The 20,218-nt window shown below is 69.3% G+C and carries 9 protein-coding genes and 1 pseudogene; 8 read left to right on the forward strand and 2 right to left on the reverse strand.

Features of this window, described 5'->3' with window-relative positions:
• Positions 1-22: 22 nt before the first annotated feature.
• Positions 23-790, reverse strand: a pseudogene (locus C6Y14_RS45855) (IS30 family transposase).
• 1,325 nt (positions 791-2,115) lie between these two features.
• Here C6Y14_RS45855 and C6Y14_RS12485 point away from each other — a divergent pair.
• The 8 genes from C6Y14_RS12485 to C6Y14_RS12520 all read left to right on the forward strand — a co-directional run bounded on the left by C6Y14_RS12485 (position 2,116) and on the right by C6Y14_RS12520 (position 15,840).
• Positions 2,116-2,985: an alpha/beta fold hydrolase gene (locus tag C6Y14_RS12485; protein WP_107016669.1), complete on the forward strand. Its 870-nt coding sequence runs from the start codon at positions 2,116-2,118 to the stop codon at positions 2,983-2,985.
• A 224-nt stretch (positions 2,986-3,209) separates the two neighbouring features.
• A complete protein-coding gene (locus tag C6Y14_RS12490; protein WP_225891039.1) occupies positions 3,210-4,253 on the forward strand; it encodes a cytochrome P450 family protein in 1,044 nt (347 codons plus the stop codon).
• Positions 4,254-4,345: 92 nt separating this feature from the next.
• Positions 4,346-5,554, forward strand: a complete 1,209-nt coding sequence (locus C6Y14_RS12495) for a ferritin-like domain-containing protein (RefSeq protein WP_107016671.1) — start codon at positions 4,346-4,348, stop codon at positions 5,552-5,554.
• Between the two features lie 73 nt (positions 5,555-5,627).
• The gene (locus tag C6Y14_RS12500) at positions 5,628-5,903 is read left to right on the forward strand and encodes an acyl carrier protein (RefSeq protein WP_107016672.1); all 276 of its coding nucleotides are present in this window, start codon (positions 5,628-5,630) and stop codon (positions 5,901-5,903) included.
• On the forward strand, positions 5,900-7,555 hold the full coding sequence (locus C6Y14_RS12505; protein WP_225891040.1) for an AMP-binding protein: 1,656 nt from the start codon (positions 5,900-5,902) through the stop codon (positions 7,553-7,555). Before C6Y14_RS12500 ends, C6Y14_RS12505 begins: the two co-directional genes overlap by 4 nt.
• Positions 7,556-7,678: 123 nt before the next feature.
• On the forward strand, positions 7,679-8,524 hold the full coding sequence (locus C6Y14_RS12510) for a class I SAM-dependent methyltransferase (RefSeq protein ID WP_107016673.1): 846 nt from the start codon (positions 7,679-7,681) through the stop codon (positions 8,522-8,524).
• 114 nt (positions 8,525-8,638) lie between these two features.
• The gene (locus C6Y14_RS12515) at positions 8,639-9,787 is read left to right on the forward strand and encodes a cytochrome P450 (protein ID WP_107016674.1); all 1,149 of its coding nucleotides are present in this window, start codon (positions 8,639-8,641) and stop codon (positions 9,785-9,787) included.
• 371 nt (positions 9,788-10,158) lie between these two features.
• The gene (locus tag C6Y14_RS12520; RefSeq protein ID WP_107016675.1) at positions 10,159-15,840 is read left to right on the forward strand and encodes a hypothetical protein; all 5,682 of its coding nucleotides are present in this window, start codon (positions 10,159-10,161) and stop codon (positions 15,838-15,840) included.
• A gap of 298 nt (positions 15,841-16,138) precedes the next feature.
• Here the strand turns inward: C6Y14_RS12520 and C6Y14_RS12525 are convergent, their stop codons facing one another.
• Complete coding sequence (locus C6Y14_RS12525) at positions 16,139-20,182, reverse strand: hypothetical protein (RefSeq protein ID WP_107016676.1); 4,044 nt, start codon at positions 20,180-20,182, stop codon at positions 16,139-16,141.
• Positions 20,183-20,218: the final 36 nt, after the last annotated feature.

Here is a 20,218-nt window from a genome sequence, read left to right on the forward strand (position 1 = left end):
TGGCGATCATCACAACACGCGATCACTCAAGTGTTGCGACGAGCCTGGCGAAGAGCTCGGCGGGTGTCTGCCAGCCGAGGGTCTTGCGGGGGCGGTCGTTGAGTTCGGCGGCGATGCAGGTGAGGTCTTCGGCGCTGTAGATCGACAGGTCCGTGCCCTTCGGGAAGTACTGCCGCAGCAGGCCGTTCGTGTTCTCGGTCGAACCGCGCTGCCAGGGGCTGGCGGCTCGCAGAAGTAGACCGGGATGCTGGTGGCGCGGGTGAACTCGTCGTGCGGCCCATCTCGCTGCCCTGATCCCAGGTCAGTGAGCGGGCGAGGTCGGCCGGCAGGCTGGCGAAGGCGTGCACGAGGGCGTCGCGGACGTGCTCGGATCCCCGGCCGTCGGGCAGGTGCAGGTGCAGGCCAGGTGCTGCTGGATGAACTCCTTCAGCTCCGGATCGCGGCCTGTCTTTCCTTCCTTGGAGCGGGCGCGGCGCACGGCCGCTCGTCGCTGGGCCTGGAACGGGTGGTACTTGCCGGTGCGTGGGTCGCGGTTGCGGCGCACCTCACGGCTGATCGTGGCCGGGGTCCGACCGAGCTCGCGGGCGATGGCGTGCAGGGACTTCTTGGCCCGCGGCAGGTCGGCGATGACGATCCGCTCGTCCTCCGACAGGAACCGCGGCGAGCCCGCGCCGGTGTCCCGTTCCTCGGTGATGGCAGGTAGACGTGCTCCCGGCCGAACCGGTCGACGACCTTCCGTCCGTACCTCCACCGGTTCCCCGTCTTGCGGTTGATGTCCACCTCTCGGCACGCGGCCGAGTTACTCGATCCTTGTGCCATGAGCCGAAGGTATTGGTCACGCTTCTCGGCCAACGGGGCAGGTCCACGCTTCTTATAGGTCCGCCGCGGCTTGGACAATGCAACACCCCGCAGGTTCTGGTGTTGCGACCACCTCTAGAACCCAAGCCTTCAGCCGGGGCCAGAGCAGTCGTTCAGAGCCAGGCACAGTCGGCGATGACCCGGTTCCGCGCAGAAGCACGGGCTGAACATGCACGAGGTGGAGAAGCAGGTGCGGCAGGCAGTCGAACAGCGAGGCGTGCCCTCCGACGACTGTCGCGAGCCCGCGCACCAGTCCGGACCGGCCGCGCAGCGACACCGCGGCTCGCATGACTCGGCACACAGCTGTCTGCCCGATGGTCTGCGAGTCGGATCGTCCAGCGATCTATCGGACTTGCACAGTCCACTTCAGGACAAACATGCGAGACAAATCATCGGCCACAAACCGAGACCGCGCTCATACGTGTTAGTCTATGGCTGAGTTTGCTGGCCGACTGAACGCACGTATGTTCAAGTGTGCTCCTGGAGCCTATGTCTGTGCCGACGAGGAGGGACTCTATGAGCCTCAGGACCCTCAGGGTGTCAGCCGCCATCGGTGTCACCGCAGTCGAGGCGCTCCTGCTCTCGTGTCGCCGGCCTACGCGGCGATCCCTCCCTGTACGGTGCAGTTCTGGGACGATCCCGACGGAGAACTACACCCGTCCGACCTGGACCCCACGTCGACCTGGAGCTGGAGTGCCAACGACGACTACGTTGCAGGCTTACCCAGGTACTACAACAACGACCGATTCTCCTCCCTTGTGCGCCAGAAAGAGGCACCGGAATTCCTGGCACCCGGAGCCGACAACGAGGGCCAGGAGAACTCGCTCGTGATCCACGACGGCGACCGGCACGAAAGCGGACAGCGAAGCAGTGCGTTCCCGGTGAGCCGGACCGGTGTAACACATGTTACGACCGTCTCGGAAACGGTCAGTGCATCACTCGACGTCGGCCCACCCGCAGCTGCCGCTGAGCGGCAGCGCCGTCACGATCAGCGCTTTCCGCGCCGACGACGACGGCTATCCGTGGTGTGAGGCCCCGACGGGTGTGGCGAAACCACATCTGTGCAACTCACCACACCCGACGCACACGTCCGTCTCACACCCGGGCAGGGCGGTCAGGTAACCGCCGAGTCCGTTTCGCCCAGCGCCAGTTGGGCTCTATCAGCATCCTCAGGAGTTCAGTGAGCTGAGAAGTTCTCGGTATGGGTGTGTCGCAGCTACCGACCGCGCATACCCCGGGCTCGAACGGAGGTCAGTTATGGAGAAGCGCTTTCTCCGGTCCCCTGATGGCTGTCGTTACGCCTACGTCCGGTTCGGCAGCGAGAGGGGGAATCCGCCGCTGCTGCTCCTGTCCCATTTCCGGGCCAGCATCGACATGTGGGATCCGGAACTGCTCCTGAGGCTGGCGGCAGACCGCACGGTGATCGTCGTGGACAACCGCGGTATCGGCCTGTCGGAGGGAACGACGCCCACCACGGTCGAGGCCATGGCGGAGGGGATCGCCGAATTCATGGTGTCAATGGGATCGGGCGGCGTCGATGTGCTCGGGTTCTCACTGGGCGGCTATGTGGCGCAAGTATTGGCGCGCGTCCGGCCGGAGCTGGTGCGCCGCCTGATACTCGCCGGTACCGCGCCACGCGGATTCGGCGAGGACGACGCCGCAGGAGGCCGGGTGCGGTCGATCATCAGCAGAGAGCTGATCAGTGCCAAAGACATCATCCACTTGTTCTTCCCGGCGACCGCAGTCGGCCGGGCACACGGCGTCGATTACATCCGCCGTCTGTCCCGGCGCCATGTAGGTGCTGTCGGCGACGTCACCGAACACGCCTGGCGGGCCCAGTTGGAAGCCGCGGAGGCATGGGGCGCCCGTGATCCGCTGGCAGTCAGGGAACTTGCGTCCATCACCCAGCCGACCTTCGTCGCGCACGGCGAACACGACATCATGGTCGCTGCGGAAAAGAGCGCCATCTTGGCGTCTCACGTGCCTCATTCAGTGCTGAAGATCTACCCCGATACCGGGCACGGGTTTCTGTTTCAAATGTACGAAGAATTCGGTACCGACGTGGTGCGCTTCTTGGCGGACGAGCCGTCGCAGCACGCCGCGCTTCCCAAGGTGGAGATGAAGTGAAGCCGACTGAGGAAAGCGCCGGGCCGACGTCGCGATGCCCGTTCGCGCTGGATGTCAACGGTGCGGATCAGCACGCGGAGAACGCCCTCCTACGCGCGGCGGGGAGAGCTGTACCGGTCCAACTCCCCGGCGATGTGCGGGCGTGGGCGATTCCGCGCCATGAAGACCTGCGCCGAGTACTGACAGATCCCCGTATCGCCAAAGGGATCACATACTGGGGAGCAGTGGCCCGTGACGAAGTGCCGGACGGTTGGCCGTTGATCGGATTCGTCGCGACCGACAGCGTCATCAACTCGCACGGCGCGGACCACCGGCGGCTGCGCGGACTGGTCGACCAGGCACTGACCCCGGCACGGGTGGAGGCCATGCGCCCGGGGGTGGAACACCTCGTGGACGGGCTCCTCGACCAACTTGCCACACGTCCACAGGACAAATTGGTGGACTTCCGCAAGGCTTTCGCCTTCCCGATCCCCACCACCGTCATATCCGACCTGCTGGGGATCCCGCAGCGCAAGCGGCGTCTGCTGCATGTCCTCACCGGCATGCAGACACGTACGAACAACACTCCCGAACAGGTCATGGACATCGACGGTCAGATCGAAGCGCTGCTTCGGGAGATCGTGGCGGAACGTCGCGACGCTCCCGCGGACGATCTCATCAGCGCTCTGCTCACGGCGCGCCGCGACGGAGACGACCGGCTCACCGACAGCGAACTGCACGGCATGGTCCTGTTGATGTTCTTCGCCGGCCACCAGAGCGTCATCAACGTACTCGTCAACGCCTGCCACGCCCTGCTCACCCACCCCGAGCAACTCGCCGCCGTCCGCGCAGGCGAAGTCCCGTGGAGCGCGGTGGTCGAGGAGACGATGCGCTGGAACGGCGCGGTGAACCAGTTCCCCATGCGGTATCCGACCGAGGACGTCGTCATCGGGGGTGAGACCATCCACCGGGGAGAAGCCATCCTCGCGTCCTTCGGCTCGGCGGGCCGGGACTCGGAACACCACGGGCCGGACGCGGAACTCTTCGACGTCCGTCGGCGCCAGGCCGGCCACCTCGGGTTCGGGCACGGCCCGCACTTCTGCGTCGGGATCCACCTGGCCCGCCTCCAGTTGGAGACAGCGCTGGCCGGATTCTTCACCCGATTCCCCGACGTGCGGATGGCCCCGTCCGACACGTGGGCCGTACGGCCCGTGCCCTCGTTCGTCAGCAACAGCATCGAGGCGCTGCCCGTGCTCCTTGGTCCCGCCGCAGCATCCAGGCCGCGCTGACGCGCGCACACGTACACGAAGCCGAGCCACACGCGCCGCACGGCAAGGTGCTTGCCGACGTTCTGCGCAGCCCACCAGAGAGGACGCCCTCCATGCCCTCGCCCACCGTTACCCTGCTGACACCCACCACCGTCGTCTCCCCTGCTGAACGGCTGACCGTCCCCACCTTCGGCGACGTCGTCGTGGACCGGCCGGCGCACGCCGACTGGCAGCGCTACCTGCACGAACTCGACCCCACGACCGAGCTCGCGGCGGTGTGGATCAGCGCGGACGCCGAGCCGCTGCCCGCCGTCCGGGCGTTGCGGTCGCTCACGAGGTTCGACCGGACCCGGGTGTACGTCGTCGGGCCCGATACGGCAGGTCCGGTTCCCGGGTGGGCCGAAGCGCTGGACGTCGAGGACATCGTGCGACCCGCCGCGGTGGCGCCCGAAGGGCTGACCACTTCCGTCGAACTGGCCCTGCGGGCACACCGCGCGCTGATGACGGACGACCTCTACACCGACTTCTACCTCGACATGACGTTCAACAAGATCTTCGACTGGTTCGAGACGACGCGCTGGGACTGGAAGGAAGTGGATCTGGACCGCATCGAGCACGGCATGCTCGACGAACGGACCGTGGACTTCCTCACCGAGGCGGCCGTCATCGAATTCGGCACCTTGCCCGGTGCCCACAACTTCCTGCGGGAATGGCAGGACGAGGTCAGCTTCTCCTCCTGGGCACTGCAATGGGGTGCGGAGGAATCCCGCCACTCGCTGGTCCAGGCCCGCTACCTGGACCAGATCGGTGTCAAGCTTCGTTCGAAGCACGCGCTCTACAAACGGGAGCCGTATCCGCAGGGCGACGTGCGCTCCGCCACCCTCATGATGAATGTGATCTCGGAGTCACGCGCCTCCGCCCTCTACAAGGCGCTCGCGGCCCACATATCGGAGCCGGTGATCCGCAAGATCTGGCGGCTCCTGGCCCGCGACGAGGCTCGGCACTGCCGTGCGTTCTCCGTCTTCATGCGGGAACTGTGCGACAGCAATCCGGCCCATCAGACCGCCGCGCTGAGTATGGCGTACATCTGGCTCGCGGACCGTGGCAACGGTGTCAAGCACCCGGCGGGCATGTTCTATCCGCACTCCACATCCGCGGCCGGCATCCGCCGTATCGAGACCATCCAGCAGGACTCGGTGGACGCCGCGGACGCCAAGGTGATGTCGATCGTTCGGCTCCTGGCGGACGACGACTCGCTGGAGACCCCGCGGGACATCAAGGCCAAGCTGCGCGACCTGGCCCGCCGGTCCGGCGCTCGCTGACCATCAGTCCCGGAGTACGCCCTCGCCGCCGCGCCGAACGCGTCGACCTCACAGAACAGGACAACACCACGCCATGCCCCGGACGAGCGTCACTGACATCGAACAGACCGTCCGGCGATTCGTCGCCGAAAAACTGTCCATAGAGGCCGAGGCAGTGGACCTGGACACCGATCTCCGCTCCCTGCCTCGCTTCGACTCGATCCACGCGCTCCAGATCGTGCTGGAGATCGAACAGCACTACGACATAGAGGTCGAGAACCGCGTCGTCTTCGAGACAAGCACCGTGCGGGACTTCGCTGCCGCCATCGCCACAGTGATTGCGGAGGCCGGAGCGGAGCCGCTGTCGTGACGTTGTTCGCCGCGCTCGCCCGTGTCGCCGCACAGGGGTCCGGACGGGGCATGCACGTGCTGCGCCGCGGACAGAACGGCGACGCACTGTCCTACGGCGACCTCTTCGCCGAGGCGGGGCGGGTGGCAGCGGGGCTGCTGTCGCGCGGGGTACGACCCGGCGAACGGGTCGCGCTCGTCCTGCCGACCTCGGTGAACTTCGCGCGTGCTTTCTTCGGCGTGCTGGCCGCCGGCGCGGTCGCGGTGCCTCTGCCCGGCCCCGCGCCCTTCGGATCGTCCGACGCCTACCTCCGGCGCACCTCCGCCGCCCTGCGCCGCTCGCGCGTACGGACCGTACTGACGGCCCCGGCCATGCTCCCCCTGCTGGGTCCGGGACTGTCCGACGGCGCCGGCCCGGTCGACGTCCTCCTGGTGCGGGAGGTGACCGAACCGGCCGCGGCCCATATCGCGCGGACCGCTTCGGACCCGGCCGTCATCCAGTACACGTCGGGGACGAGCAGCGAGCCGCGGGGCGTCGTGCTCAGCCATGGCAACGTGGCGGCCGGGGTCGAGGCCATCGCCCATGGCACTCGGCTCACCGGAAACGACGTCGGCTGCACTTGGCTGCCCCTCTTCCACGACATGGGCCTGATCGGTTCCTTCTTGACACCGCTGCTGCACGACGTCGACATCCATCTGCTGACGCCCGAGGACTACCTGCGCAGTCCGCAGGACTGGATCCGGGCCATGGGGCGGCTGGGGGCGACCTTCACCATGGCTCCCGACTCCGGCTACCGCTACGTCCTGCGGCGCGACGCGGCGGTGCCGGCCGGTCTCGATCTCTCCCGCTGGCGCATCGCGGTGAACGGCGCCGAACCAGTCGACCCAAAGCTGCAGGACGCCTTCGTCGGGCGGTTCGCGCCCGCCGGACTGTCCGAGAACGTCTTCCTGCCGGCCTACGGACTGGCGGAGGCGACCCTGGCGGTCGCCTTCCCTCCGCTCGGCCGCCCGGCCAAGGTGCTGCGTGCCGACCGGGACGAACTGAACCGGGGCCGGTATGTACCGGTGCCCTCCGATCCCGGGCGGCCGTGTCGCAAACTGGTCAGTGTGGGAACGCCGGTGCGTCGTACCGAGGTCAGGCTCACCACCGCGAGCGGCGAACCAGCCGCGCCCGGCACGATCGGTGCCGTCGAGGTGCGAGGGGCGTCCGTCACGAGCACCGGATACGACCATCACTCCGAGGAGAGCCGTCGTGTCCTCCTGCCGGGCGGCTGGTTGGCCACAGGTGACCTGGGCCTGCAGCACGATGGCGAACTGTACATCGTGGGCCGCACGAAAGAGGTGATCATCGTCTTCGGCGCGAACCACTGGGCGAGCGACATCGAGGCGGTCGTGCGGGACACCCCCGACCTCCCCGTTCACGGCATCCTGGCCGAGCAGATCTGGAACGACGAGGGAGGCCGGCTCGGCCTCGTCGTCGAGACGACGCAGCACGACGAGGCGTTCCGTCGTGCCACGACGGAACGCATCCGCGCACGCGTCGTGGCCGAACTGGGCATCACACCCGACACGATCGAGTTCGTGCGGCGGGGCGGGATCGCACGCACCTCCAGCGGCAAGGCTCTGCGCCGCCCGCCATCCTCCGACACGCGGATGTCCAGCTCCCGTGCATGACGCATCCGGAACCCCGGACCACACCGCGCGTCCCCGACAGGGCACTACGTGCCGCAGACACTGTGAAGCCCCTGGCCACCGGCCTTGGGAGACTCCCCGCACGACCGGCCCTGGAGGCCTTCCATGGCGCACAGCGCGTACCTGCTCGGCCACTCGGACAACGAACACCAAAGGCTGACTCTGCAGAACGAGGCGATCTCGCCGTTCACCGAACGCACCCTGCGTTCGGCCGGAGTACGTCCGGGGATGAGCGTCCTCGACATCGGCGCCGGACTGGGATACGTCTCTCTGCTGGCCGCCGGACTCGTCGGACCCGGCGGACACGTCGTGGGAATCGAGCGTGACCCCGGAAGCGTCCGCAAGGCGTGGATCCTGGCACAGGAGGCACGCCTCGCGGACACCGTGCGGTACGAAGTTGCGGACCTCGCGGACTTCACCTGGCCGGAGAAGTTCGACGTCCTGGTCGGCCGATACATTCTGATGTATCTGCCCGATCCGGTGGCCGCGCTGCGTCGGCTGACGGCCCTGCTCAAACCGGATGGGATCGTCGTCATGCACGAAATGGACTTCACCAACACGTCGCCGACACGTCCGCCACTGCCGGAGTGGGACGAGTACTACGCGCTGTGGCCCGGCCCCTTTCTGGCGACCGGAGCCGTCCCCGACTTCGGCCCCCGCCTCGCCCGGACGTTCCTCGACGCCGGCCTCCGGCAGCCGGAGGTGGACACCTGGACGCCGGTTGCGGGCCGCTCGGGGGACCCCGCGGTTCTCGACTGGCTCAGCAGCACCTGCCGCGAGATTGCGACGCCGCTACGCAACGCCGGAGTCCCGGTGCCGGACCACCTCCGGTTCGATGACGCCCTGCCACAGCGTCTCCGGGGCCTCGTCCTGTCCCGCGAAGTACGGGTCGACGGGCCGACGCAGTTCGGCGCCCACGCCCGGCTGATGTCACGGGCGCCCCACGAGTGAAGCCGCGAGGGCAAGACCTGCTGACAGGACCTGCTGCAAGGAAGAAGCGCGCCGTGCGCGAGAGGTACCGAAGGCGCCAGAGCGGCCGCCCCTCCCGAACAGGAGTCATTCACCATGTCCGGTTCTTTCGATCACCACCGGATCGGCCCCCTGCCGTCCTTCCTGGCGACGCCATCGGACGAGGCCGTCAAACAGGTGCGGATGCCCACGGGTGATGACATGTGGTTGATCACCGACTACGCCGTAGGGCGCGCCGCGCTGGCCGACACACGTCTCAGCAGAGCTGCGGCCACTCGACCCGATGCTCCGAAATGGGGATCCGTCGACCTATCACCCAACTCGATCATGAGTCTGGACGGCGCGGACCACGCCCGGCTGCGCCGGATCGCCGTAGCAGCGTTCACCAGTGCACGAGTCGCTGCACAGGCAGCGGCGATCGAGGAAGCCGCCGACGCGCTGCTGGATCAGCTACAGGTTGCGGGGCCAGGCGCCGACCTGGTCGGCGGCTACGCCTCACCCCTTCCTATGGTCGCGTTGGGCTCACTGCTCGGCGTACCGCTGGCGGACCGGCCCGCTTTCGACGCCGCCGTGACCGCCCTGTTCGACATGACACCTCGGGGGGTGCGCAGAAGAGGCCATCACGTCCTGACTCTCATCGAGTACATGTCCTCACTGATCGAAAGAAAGAGAGATGTGCCCGGACAGGATCTCCTGAGCGCGCTGGTGCAGGTCGAGCAGTCGGGCGAGATGTCCCGCGCCGAGTTGATCAATCTCGGACTGGCACTTCTCATGGCTGGATACGAGACCACCACCCAGCAACTGAGCCTTGCCATACTCGAACTGCTCACCGGTGACGGACCCGACGGGAAATGTGTGGAGTCGCTGGTCGACGAATTGCTCCGCAAGACGCCGTCCACCCCTATCAGTTTTCCCCGAGTGGCCACCGAGGACCTTGTCCTGGGCGGTACGACGGTGCGCCAAGGAGAGGCTGTCATCGTCTCGTTGCTGCACTGCAACCATGACGCCGAAGTGTTCTGCCCATCAGGTAAGCAGAGGCACGCCCGCCGCCCCGCACACCTCACCTTCGGACACGGTGCCCATCGGTGTATGGGCGCGCCACTGGTTCTTCTGCAGATGAAGATCGCGCTGACCCGCTTGTGGCAGCGCTTCCCCGGCCTACGACTCGCACCAGGAGACGAGTCCCTGGTGTGGAGCGAGGGCCTCGCGACGCGCGGTGTGTCGAAGCTGATCGTCGAGTGGTGATCGTCGAGTGGCGATCGAGCCGCTCGTCGGACTCGCCGTGGACGCACCAGACATGGACCACGGCCACCGTGGGATCAGTCTGGGGGTGATGCGCACCTTGCGGACCCGCCTCAACCCCGTTCGGTCGCCCAGGCAGGAGCGCGTCAACGGTCCAGGGTTACAGGTACCGGCATCCGGCTGCCCGGGGTGTGAGAAGCCTTTCGAGCCGCGACGCGTTGGGCGTGCAGAATCGTGGTGAAGTCGAGTGCGACGTGGCCGCGAACAAGAACCTGCGGCAATACGTGTGAGGTGTGAACACGTAGAATCTCCGCACACCTGTACTGGACCCGGCTCTTCGTCACACCCGGGCGGCAGGAGAACGGAGATCGGACATGAGTGTCGCCGGGCCCGGTACCGAACCGGAGTGTTTCCCGCTGGCTGAGGATCTGCAGCGGCTGATGGGCAGTGAGACCTCCGAGACGGACGTGCTCGCCGCCGTGGATCGGGCAGCCCAGATGCTGCGCGAGGTCTATCCGCAGGTGTTGGCAGACGCGCTGGGAACGACGGCCCCGCGTCCCACGACACCGCCCGAGACATCGGTTCGGGACCCGGGCCCGGACCTTCGCACACCTGAGTTCCGCGACGCGCTCACCGGACACCTGGAGCAGGCGTCCGGGACCTTCGACAAACAACCCGCCGACGTGGTGGGCAAGTTCGTGACCGAGACCCAGAACCTGCTGTCGCAGCGCAATGTCGAACCGCCGCTCCTGCCCGGCGCCACAGGCAGAACCGCCCCGGCCGGACTGGAGACCGAACGGGACGCGGTCGCCGCGATGCTGTACACGGAGACGAAGGACAAGGCGGACCGGCTCGCCACCGATGCCCGGTCGGCACTCGACATCGCGGCGCCCGCACCGGCCGGACCCGGTGGCGCGCCCCGTTCCGCCTCCGAGAGCGCGGCGGGTATCAGTGCCGCCCCACCCCAGCACAGCCGGGTGAATTCCAGCACAGGGTCCGCGGCGTCGGGCACCTCGACGTCCAGCCTGCTGCGGACGTTCCGGCGAGGTGCCGATGGCAGGGGTCTCGCCGGATGGCTGACCAACGAAGGCGCCCCGGAACGGGAGAGGGAGCTCAGCGCCACCTACGGGATCCGTGTCGGACCACGACCGGAGGACGGTCCGCAGCGGCACTTCAGCCACTCGACGCTCGCACGGATCGACCAGGTGCTGGCACAGCTGCCGCCCGACCACATTCGTAACAACAGGAACCTGAGGGCGATCGAGGTCGCGGCGCCGCAGCATCAGGGCGCCGCCAGCGAGTACGAGGCGCGTACCGGGACGATCCAGATCACGTTGCCCCTCGGCCTGCCGTCCTGGGCTGTCACGGAGCTCAACAGGAAGAGCGGCTGGCAGCGCTGGCTGATGGACCAGGCGGCCCGCGCCGACTACGCGGGCGACAGCCTGCGGGGGGACAGGGACCTCGGCCGGCTCACGGACCGGCGTCACGTGATGGGCGGTGTCTCGGAGACGCTGGCCCAGAACAACTTCATGAAGTGGACGCTCATCCACGAGATCGGCCACTCCGTCGACGAGCGCATCGACTGGCGGACGACGCTGAGCGAACAGGACCGGTTCGGCGGCTGGCAGCACTACGGGACCAATCACGTGCCCGTGGCCACGGCCATCCTCGACAAGGTCGGGATCGGCGAGGAACACTACGCGGCCCCGGCCGAGGACGGCCGGCGGACATTGCTGGAGGTCGTACTCGACGCGCTCGACCCGGCGAAGGCGCGCAGTGATCAGCACCTGCTGCACCATCTGCGGGACGCGTTCCCGTCGCTGCCGGAGGAGGTGCGACGCGGGCTCGACCAGGTGAGCCGCTTCGGACAACTGGCCCTCGCCCAGCCCTGGACGTTCAACGACGGTGGCGGGGACGTGCTCCGCATCGGCCCGCGCGTCTACCACGTGGACCCCTACGACCACTGGGTCAGCTACCTGCATGCCGAGCGCGAGAATCACGCGCTCTCCAACTACCAGTTCTCCAACCCGAAGGAGTGGTTCGCCGAGACCTACGCGGCGTTCTACGGGTCGAGCGAAGCCGCCCGCGCCAGGCTCAACCCGGCGGTACGCTCCTTCTTCACCGACGAACTGCCGCTTCTCGTACGGCCACCGCAGCCCCCCGAGGCACAACCGCCAATCCCGCAACCGGACAACGAACCGATGGTGTCGGGACCCGCGGCGGGCTCGCCGGCGCGGCAGGCGACGCCACACAGGGCGGGGGAGCCGTCCACGCGGCCCGTGGCGGCCCGGCCACCGGAGTCCCGCGCCAGGACACGACAGCCCTCACTCACGGTTCCCGGCCTGGTCGACAGGATCCTGACCGGCGTCGACCCCACCCGCCCCGCAGGCTCGCACCCCGACGCGGGAGTGGCTGCCGGACGACTCGGCCCGGACCTCTTCGGAGTACGTGGTGTCCCGGACGCGCCGGGATTCTTGCGGGACTTCGACTTCTCACGGCTGGAGAGTGCGCACCGTGCGGCCTTCTTCACCGCCGTGGACCTGGCGCGGGAAGCCAGGCCGACGGCAAACGAACTGGCGCACCTTCCCGCCAACCCCGACAGTGTGGTCCGTTCCACGACCACCTGGACCTCGGCGGGGTCACGGCTGGGCGTCAAGAGACTGGCAATCCCGCGTCTTCTCCACACGATCTGGCTCGGCGGCCCGCTGCGCGACGAAGGGGCGATGGGGGAGTTCCGCGCGAACATGACGCAGGGGAAGTCCCACAACCCCGACGCCACGTTCGTCTTGTGGACGGACGTGACCCGGGCCGAGACCGAAGCGGCCCGCGCGCTCCCGCCCGGACCTGGCGCGACGCGTCTGCACGCCGTACGGTCCATGCTGGAGTGGGCGCGGCGTGAGGACATCCGCCTCGTCAACGTGGGTGAGGTGTTCTCCGCGCAGGCGCCCATGCGGCTGCCCTCGCTCTACGCGACGGAGGCGGCCCGGCACACCGGCGCCGGCTACGCCGCCGCCAGCGACATTCTGCGGATCGAGGCACTGGACCGCTTCGGCGGTGTTTACTCCGACGGCGACAACCGAGTGGGCCCGGGACTCGGTTCGGTGATCAGTGACGTGCTCAAGAAGGCCAACGGGTTCGCGATCGGCCAGTACATGACCCGGTCGACCAACGCCGTACTGGTCTCGGCCGCGCACCACTCGGCCCTCGCCAGCTACAGCGACGTGATCCTGCACAACTACACACGGACGCCGTACCAGAATGTGCACGCCGGAGCACTGATGCGGCACGATGTCCCGGCCAACCTTGAGGACGTGGTCCGCGGGCTCAGCACCGTCGTCATGGGCGCCGGTGACGGCGATGTCCGCAGCCGGGTGCTGCACCGCACAGGCCCGAGTTCCGCCGTCTTCACTCCGCTGCGGGATGCCCTGAACCTGCAGCCCGGCATGTACGCGGACATTCCGTGGGCCGAGCACTTCGGCATCGAGTCCGGCAAGTCGTGGCTGGAAGGCGCGGGATCCGAGAACCGCCCGGCGTCGACAGCCCGTCCGGCGTTGACGGTCGCGGAGTCGGTGGACGTGGCACGGTCCGTCGCCGCGTCCCTCGTGTACGACCTGCACGATCAGCCCGGCAATCTCAACCTCGCCCACTACGATTCCGTGGTCCGGCGCACCTCGGACCCGGCCACCGTATGGACGGCGATCGTCCAGGCACTGGCCTCGATCCCCGGGATACGCAGCGCGGTGACCTCGGTGACACTCACCCGGGGGGACGCCGGGTCCGACTCCGCGCAGCAGATCCGCCTCCCGCGGGACGCACGGAATTTGCTGTATCTGACGGACGGTCCGGCCGAGCAGACGAAGCGGGGTATCAGCACGGGACGGTTGCTGGATCCGGCCGTCCTGGACAGGGGGAGCGGTACCGGGGCGGCCGCGAGCGGCTCGGCTCTACCCGGAAGCGGTACGGGCAGGCCCGGGAACGGCCCGCGGGTGTCCGCCAACCCCTGGTCGGCGCACGCGGCCCTGGCCGGTGTCGGACGGGCCAGGCGGACCCTGGTCGGACTGTCGGGAACCGAGCGGCAGGAGCTCTTCCGGGAGGTCGGCCGGATCATGGCCAACCGGCACCGCGCACCCGCAATCATCCGGCGGGACGTCGTGCCCGGGTCGCCCGAGGCGCACTACCTCGCCCTGCACGACGACATGGTCACGCTGATCGCCGAACGTCTCTACACGGACCCGGGCGCCGGCCTGCCGGAGCACCAGCGTCCGGCCCGCGTCCTGTCCGAGCAGCTCCGGCAGACGTTCAACACCCACGCCACGGGAGGCGCGGCAGCCGGCGGGATACGCGAGATCTTCAAGCGGAAGCAGAAAACGCCCGCTGCCGGCTCCACCACCTCTGCCACGCCCAGCGGTTCGGCGGCACCCGTCGCGTCCGGCTCCACGAGCACTCCACTGGTTTCCAGAGATGTCCACGACTGGCCCACTCAGGTCACCGTCGAATGGCGCATGGGACAGAACGGCGGCGCATACGTCGTCGACGCGGGGCCTGCCGGAAGGGCCGTTGTCAAACTCCATGAGGATGCCGAACCCAGCCTGTTCGCCGACGATTTCATTCGGTCGGTGACCGGGGTGCGGGCCCCGGCGACCCGGGTGTTCGCCCGGGGATCGACCGCCGCGAGCGCTCTGTTGGAGCTGATCGCCCAGCACGTCCCCGACTGGGAGGAGCACTCCGACGGCCTGGGGGAGCGGTTCCGTCACGTCACCGTCTCCGAGTTCGCCGCGGGAGTCCCTGTCCACGAACTCAGTGTCCAGCAACGGCGTGACCTGCTGGACAATCCCACGGCTCTCCGTCAGCTCGGCTCGTTGATGCTGGTGACCGACTTCCTCATCGGCACCACGGACCGTGTCGGCATCGGCCTGACCGGACATTTCGTCAACTGGGGGAACGTCCTTTACGACACGCGGAGCCGCCAGATCGTGGCGATCGACAACGACACCACACTGCTACGGCAGAATTTCGATGCGGCGGCCCACGCCGAGATGATCGAACGGAACTGGGCCGACGACTTCGAACGGCTCGCCGTCCTCCTGTACAACCGCCGGCCGGGGCTCTCCACCGGGATGCCCGACGACGAGTACCGCGACAGCGTGACACATCACATCGCGGAGGGCGCGAAGGAGGCCCGCAGCCAGATCGGCGCCCGATTCGCGCAGCACGCGACGGACCTGTTGCGGCATCACAGGGCGCGATTCCCGCAGGGGCGACGGCCCGATGCCGGCGCGATCACCGCGCTGGCGGAGTGGGCCGGCTACCGGTGGGGCATGGGCGCGGAGGGGCCCAGTGGAGAGGAGGGTCTCGCACACCTGCGGGCGGTTCTCGCCGTCGGCACGACGGCCACGACGGGCGCATCGTCCGCCGCGGGATCCCCGCTCGTCATGCGCGCGGACGTGCAGAACGCGGCGACGGGCGACACCTTGCGTGAGATGCTCCGGGGCCGTCTGGCGCAATTGGAGCCAGGCAGCGCCGAGTTCGAACGGGTCCAGCGGGTGATCGACACCTGGGGGCCCGCCCCGGCCAGTCGGGTGGCGGCGCCGGATGAGGGGAGGGCGCCGGCGCCGGAGAAGGCTCCGACCCCACCGGAGCCGAGCACGGCTCCGGCCGCGCAGAAGCCGGAGCCCTGGAAGCGTCCGGTTCCCCGCCCGGGAACGCGCCTGAGCGTGGACGTGGTGCGGCACCCTCAGTGGTTCGAGATCGAGGAGCTGACCGGGCTGGGTCCGGCGGAGCTGTCACGGGTCACGACTCTCGACCTGACGGACGGCTGGCGGGACTCCACCGCGGTGCGCGACGCCGTCCGGCAAGCTGTCACCGGCATCCGCACACACCTGCGCGACACCCCCGGCGTGGGACTCGCGAACGCTGACCTCCTGGTGGCGACGCCAGCCGGGGACCAGACGGTGTGGAGCCTGGTCGCCCAGGCCCTCGCGGACGCCCTGTCCCACCGGATCAAGCTGGTGATGGGAGGAAAGTCGGGGCCGGTCATCGAGGTCTGCCCCGAGTGAACCGCCCTGACCCCGTCCGCCCGGTGATTCGACTGCCCATCGGGCGAACCACGGAGCGGGCGGGGTCAGGTCACCCGGCGCGTGGTGGGTGAACGGTCGCGTCTCAGGGATAGCACTGAGACGCGATCTGCGGGTCAGGAGATCCCGCGTACTCGAACACGTCCCAGGCGCAGGCCGATCGGGAAGGTGCTGCAGTACCCGCTCACAGTGAGGGGTATCTCCGCCATGGCATCGCTCACGGTTCACCCCTGGCGGCCATCACACATGTGAGTACCACGCCGCATCTACCTGCCGATTCCTACTCGGTGGGCGGGCAGATCTTCAGCAGCAGGCTGCCGTCCGTGTCCCGGACGACCGGGATGCTCTGGTCGAGCGTTCCGGCCACGTGCTGCGTCACCTGCAGCACCTTGGCCAACTGAGTGCTGTCTGCGGGGGCAGTGAAGCGGACCTCGCGCTCCAACGGGCCGGTGAGAGTGTCAAGTTGCGACCTCAGAGAGTGCACGGCTGCCTCGGCGAGCGCGTCCACCAGATGCGGGGTGAGGTCGAGATCCAGCGAGCCCTCGGGAAGCAGACTCTCCAAGGTGACCTGATGGGCAGGGGCCGCCACGACGTCCTCGGCCGGGTGAACCCCGCTGTCCGTCGCGGCGTGCGGCTGGGGCGTATCGGCCGGCTGGACGTCGGAGGGCGGGGAGCCGTGGGCGAACAAGCTCTGGCCCAGTTCGGGGTGATGGACGACCGGGGTCTGGTGCGGCAGGCTCTCGATCCAGCCCTGCTGGCCGTCCGTCACGAGCCTGCCGTCGCCGCTCACATAGAGGTCGCCGTCCGGTGCCAGCACGGGTGCACCGGTGTGGTCCGCGATGCGCTGTGCGAGCGAGGGCTCTCCCTGCGGGCCTGGGACGGCGGCGTCCGGGGCGGGCAGGACGAGGAGGTCGCCCGGCTGCCAGCCGGTGTGCTCGGGAAGCCAGTTCGACAGCTCCGCGAGCGGGACTTGGTGAGCCCCCAGGTGCAGCGCCTCACCCGTGGGGCCGGTCTCGCCGAGAAGCAACAGCGGGCCGTTGCCCGACCCTGCCACGACGCCTGGGAGGACGGACGCCGCGGTGGCCTGCCCGGTGAACGGACCGTGCCGTACGACCTGCGCGGTGACCAGATCGAGGGCGCGGGTCCAGCCTGTGCCGATGGGACCGCTCTCGGGGCGTGGTACGAGCGGGGCGGCGCCCCACGGGTCCGCGCCCGGCTGTACCTGGTGCCATCGAACACTGAGGATCGCGGCGGCCTGCGCCGTCGCCTGGACGAGGGTGTCCGGGGGTACGGACGGGTCGCCGATCGTGGCCCGGGCGGCGTCGATGTCGAGCCGGTCCGAGTGGGGGGTTGATCGGTCCGGGTCGACGGACGGCTGGTCCGCGTGCGGGGCTGGCTGCGTTGACGGCGCGGCCGGAGGCTGTGGGGATCCGGCCGCGGCTTCGTCAGGGCCGCCGCCGTGGCCTGCCGGCCTGCCGCCGGGGGACGGGAGCGGGCCGGGTTCGTGCGCGGCCCCCTGGGAGGGGCGGCCGGGTGCGGGGGCCGGGGCGGGGGTGTGCGCCGCGTCCGGTTCACTGCTGTGTGCCGTGGTGGCGGGGGCCGGGTCTGGTTCTTTGACGTGGGGCGTGGTGACCGGGGTGGTGTCCGGTCCGTCACCGTGTGGCGTGCTGGTGCGTGCCACGTCTGGCTTGTTGCTGTGGGACGGCGTGGCGACGGGGGCTGTGTCCGGTCTGTCGCCGCGTGACGGGGTGGCGGGGGCCGGGTCCGGTTCGCCGCCGCGTGAGGCAGTGACCGGGGCCGGGTCCGATGAGGCGTGCGGTCGCTCGTGGATCACCTGTGTGGTGGTGCGGGACCCCTGGTTCAACGTCGTCCCGTGCCCCGCACCGCCCGCGCCGTCACCGGACCCGCGTATGCCGAGATCGTCCAGCGTCGCCGGACGGCGATGGCCCACGTCCGGACGAGCGGGCGTCCCCTTGCCCGCGGACGGGCCCGCGGCTGTGGGCGGGACGTTGACGGTGGTGGGCTCGTTGTCGGCGGGATTCGGTCGGGCGGCGGGTGCGGCGCCGAGTCTGTTCCCGGTGCCGGGGAAGGGCTCTGACGTGGGTGTCTTGCTTCCGGCAGGCGGGATGTTGACGGTCGTCGGCCGGCCGTCGGCGGGGTTGGTCCGGCTGCCCGGTGTGGCGCCGAGAGTGTCGCCGGTGCCGGGGAAGGGGCCGCTGTCGGGCCGGTCGGTGATGGTGGAGAGATCGGCGGGCCGGTCGTACCCGGCCCCGGTGCGGTGCGGGGGGACCGGGGCGGCGCTCGCCGAAGTGCTCTTGCCGGTGGGCGGGATGTTGACGGTGGTGGGCCGGCCGTCGGCGGGGTTGGGTCGGGCGGCGGGGGTGGTGCCCAGGGTGTTGCCGTTGCCCGGGAAGGTCGTACCTGCTGTGCCCGGAGGTGTGTTCGTGGCGGCGGGGGTGGACGAGGGTGTCCTGCTGGCGGTGGGCGGGATGTTGACGGTGGTGAGCTGGTTGTCGGCGGGGTTGGGTCGGGCGGCGGGGGTGGTGCCCAGGGTGTTGCCGTTGCCCGGGAAGGTCGTACCTGCTGTGCCCGGAGGTGTGTTCGTGGCGGCGGGGGTGGACGAGGGTGTCCTGCTGGCGGTGGGCGGGATGTTGACGGTGGTGAGCTGGTTGTCGGCCGGGTTGGGGCGAGCGCCCGGGGTGGTGCCCAGGGCGTTGCCCGAGCCGGGGAAGGGGCCGCTGTCGGGCCGGTTGGCGATGGTGGAGAGGTCGGCGGGCCGGTCGTAACCGGACCCCGTACGACGCGGGGGAACGGGAGCCGGGGTGGTGGCCGACGTGCCGCTACCGCTGCTGTGAGCCGGATCGGCCCCCCTGGGCGGGATGTTGACGGTGGTGGTTCCGTTGTCGGCGGGGTTGGGGCGAGCTCCGGGCGCGGCACCGAGCGTGTTGCCCTTGCCGGGGAAGGACGCGGCCGGGCCTCCGCCGGAAGCCGAACTCGCGGAGGCCCCCGAAGCCCGGGCCGGACCAGCGGCTTCCGCGGAACCCGCGGAGGTGGGTCGCGTCGCTCCTGGGCTTCCCCCTGGGGCGGAGTGCGTGAGCGGGGCGGGTCCGGAAGTTTCCGCAGGGCCCGCCGAGGTCGGGCGCGTCGGGCCCGGGGCTCCCGTTGGACCGGACGGCGTGAGCTGGGTGGGCCCGGCCGTTTCCGCGGGGCCCGCCGAGGTCGGGCGCGTCTGGCCAGGCTGAGTTGGCCGGGTTGGGCCGGGCGTGCTCGTGGAGCCGGTCGGGACGGATCGGGCCGGGTCGATCGGGGTCGGCGCGCTTGAGTCAGGGCGCGTGGGAGCGGGGCCGTCGGCCGGGCGGCCGGTGAGGTGTGGCTGCGGGCCGGCGCCGGATGCCGCGGGGGCTGTGTTCGGCGTTCCCGTCCTGCTGGGCCCGGCCGATGCCGCTGCCACCGGATTGAGGGACGCGGGCCGGCCCTGCGGGCCCGTGAGGCCGGATTCGGAGGCGGTGGACCGGGACGGTGAGCTGTACGGCGGGAGCGTCGCGGCGTGGGTGAGGAAGTCCGGCACCGGTACCTTCGTTCCGGAGAGGGGCAGGACCACCGAGGGTTTCGGGGTGTTCAGCGCGGCGCCCGCGCCGGTCGGTGCCCCCTTCGGTACGGTCGGGAGCGCTGACTCGGCGGCGCCGGAGCGTTTGGGGTGGGGCGTCCAGTGGTTGCCGACGACCGCCTGCTGTGCGCCGAACGCCACGCTGGCGGCCGAGCTCTTCCAGTCCACCCGGAACTTCTCGTCCGCGGCCGCGTTGGCGAGCAGCTGCGTGATGATGTCGAGCCCGAGGTTCGTGGCCGCGCCGATAACGGCGTCCGTCACGAACGTTCCCACGGCCCCTGTCTTCGCCAGGGCGGCCGCGAGTCTTGCGAACCAGGGCACCATATTCGCCAGGATGCCGCGGACCGCGCTCAGCAACGCGCCGATCAGCGGCCCGAGCTCCATCAGTAGCCCGCCCAGGACCAGCCCGAATATGTTGGCCAGCGCCGCGACCAGCCGCCGTTTGTTGATCTCATTGATCGTCTTCTGCAGTTCCTCGGCGTAGATGTGCAGCGATTCCCCGATCTTCCAGGCCGCGTCCGCCGAGGTGGCGAGTGACGTGTACACGCCCCGGTCCCCGTCGTGCCAGGCCGCCTTGGCGGCCGTGCCCGCCGGGCCCGTCCACCCCACGCCGTTCACGGCGCCGTCCATGGCCTGGGCCTTCTCGTACAGGGCGTCGCCGATACGGATCCAGTTGTTGCCCAGGTTCACGATGGGTTCCACATTGAACTGGACCATGGGGACGGGCCTTTCGGGTGTATTGCGTGGGGCGGC

This window comes from Streptomyces dioscori (genome assembly GCF_003024195.1).
GTDB lineage: Bacteria > Actinomycetota > Actinomycetes > Streptomycetales > Streptomycetaceae > Streptomyces > Streptomyces dioscori.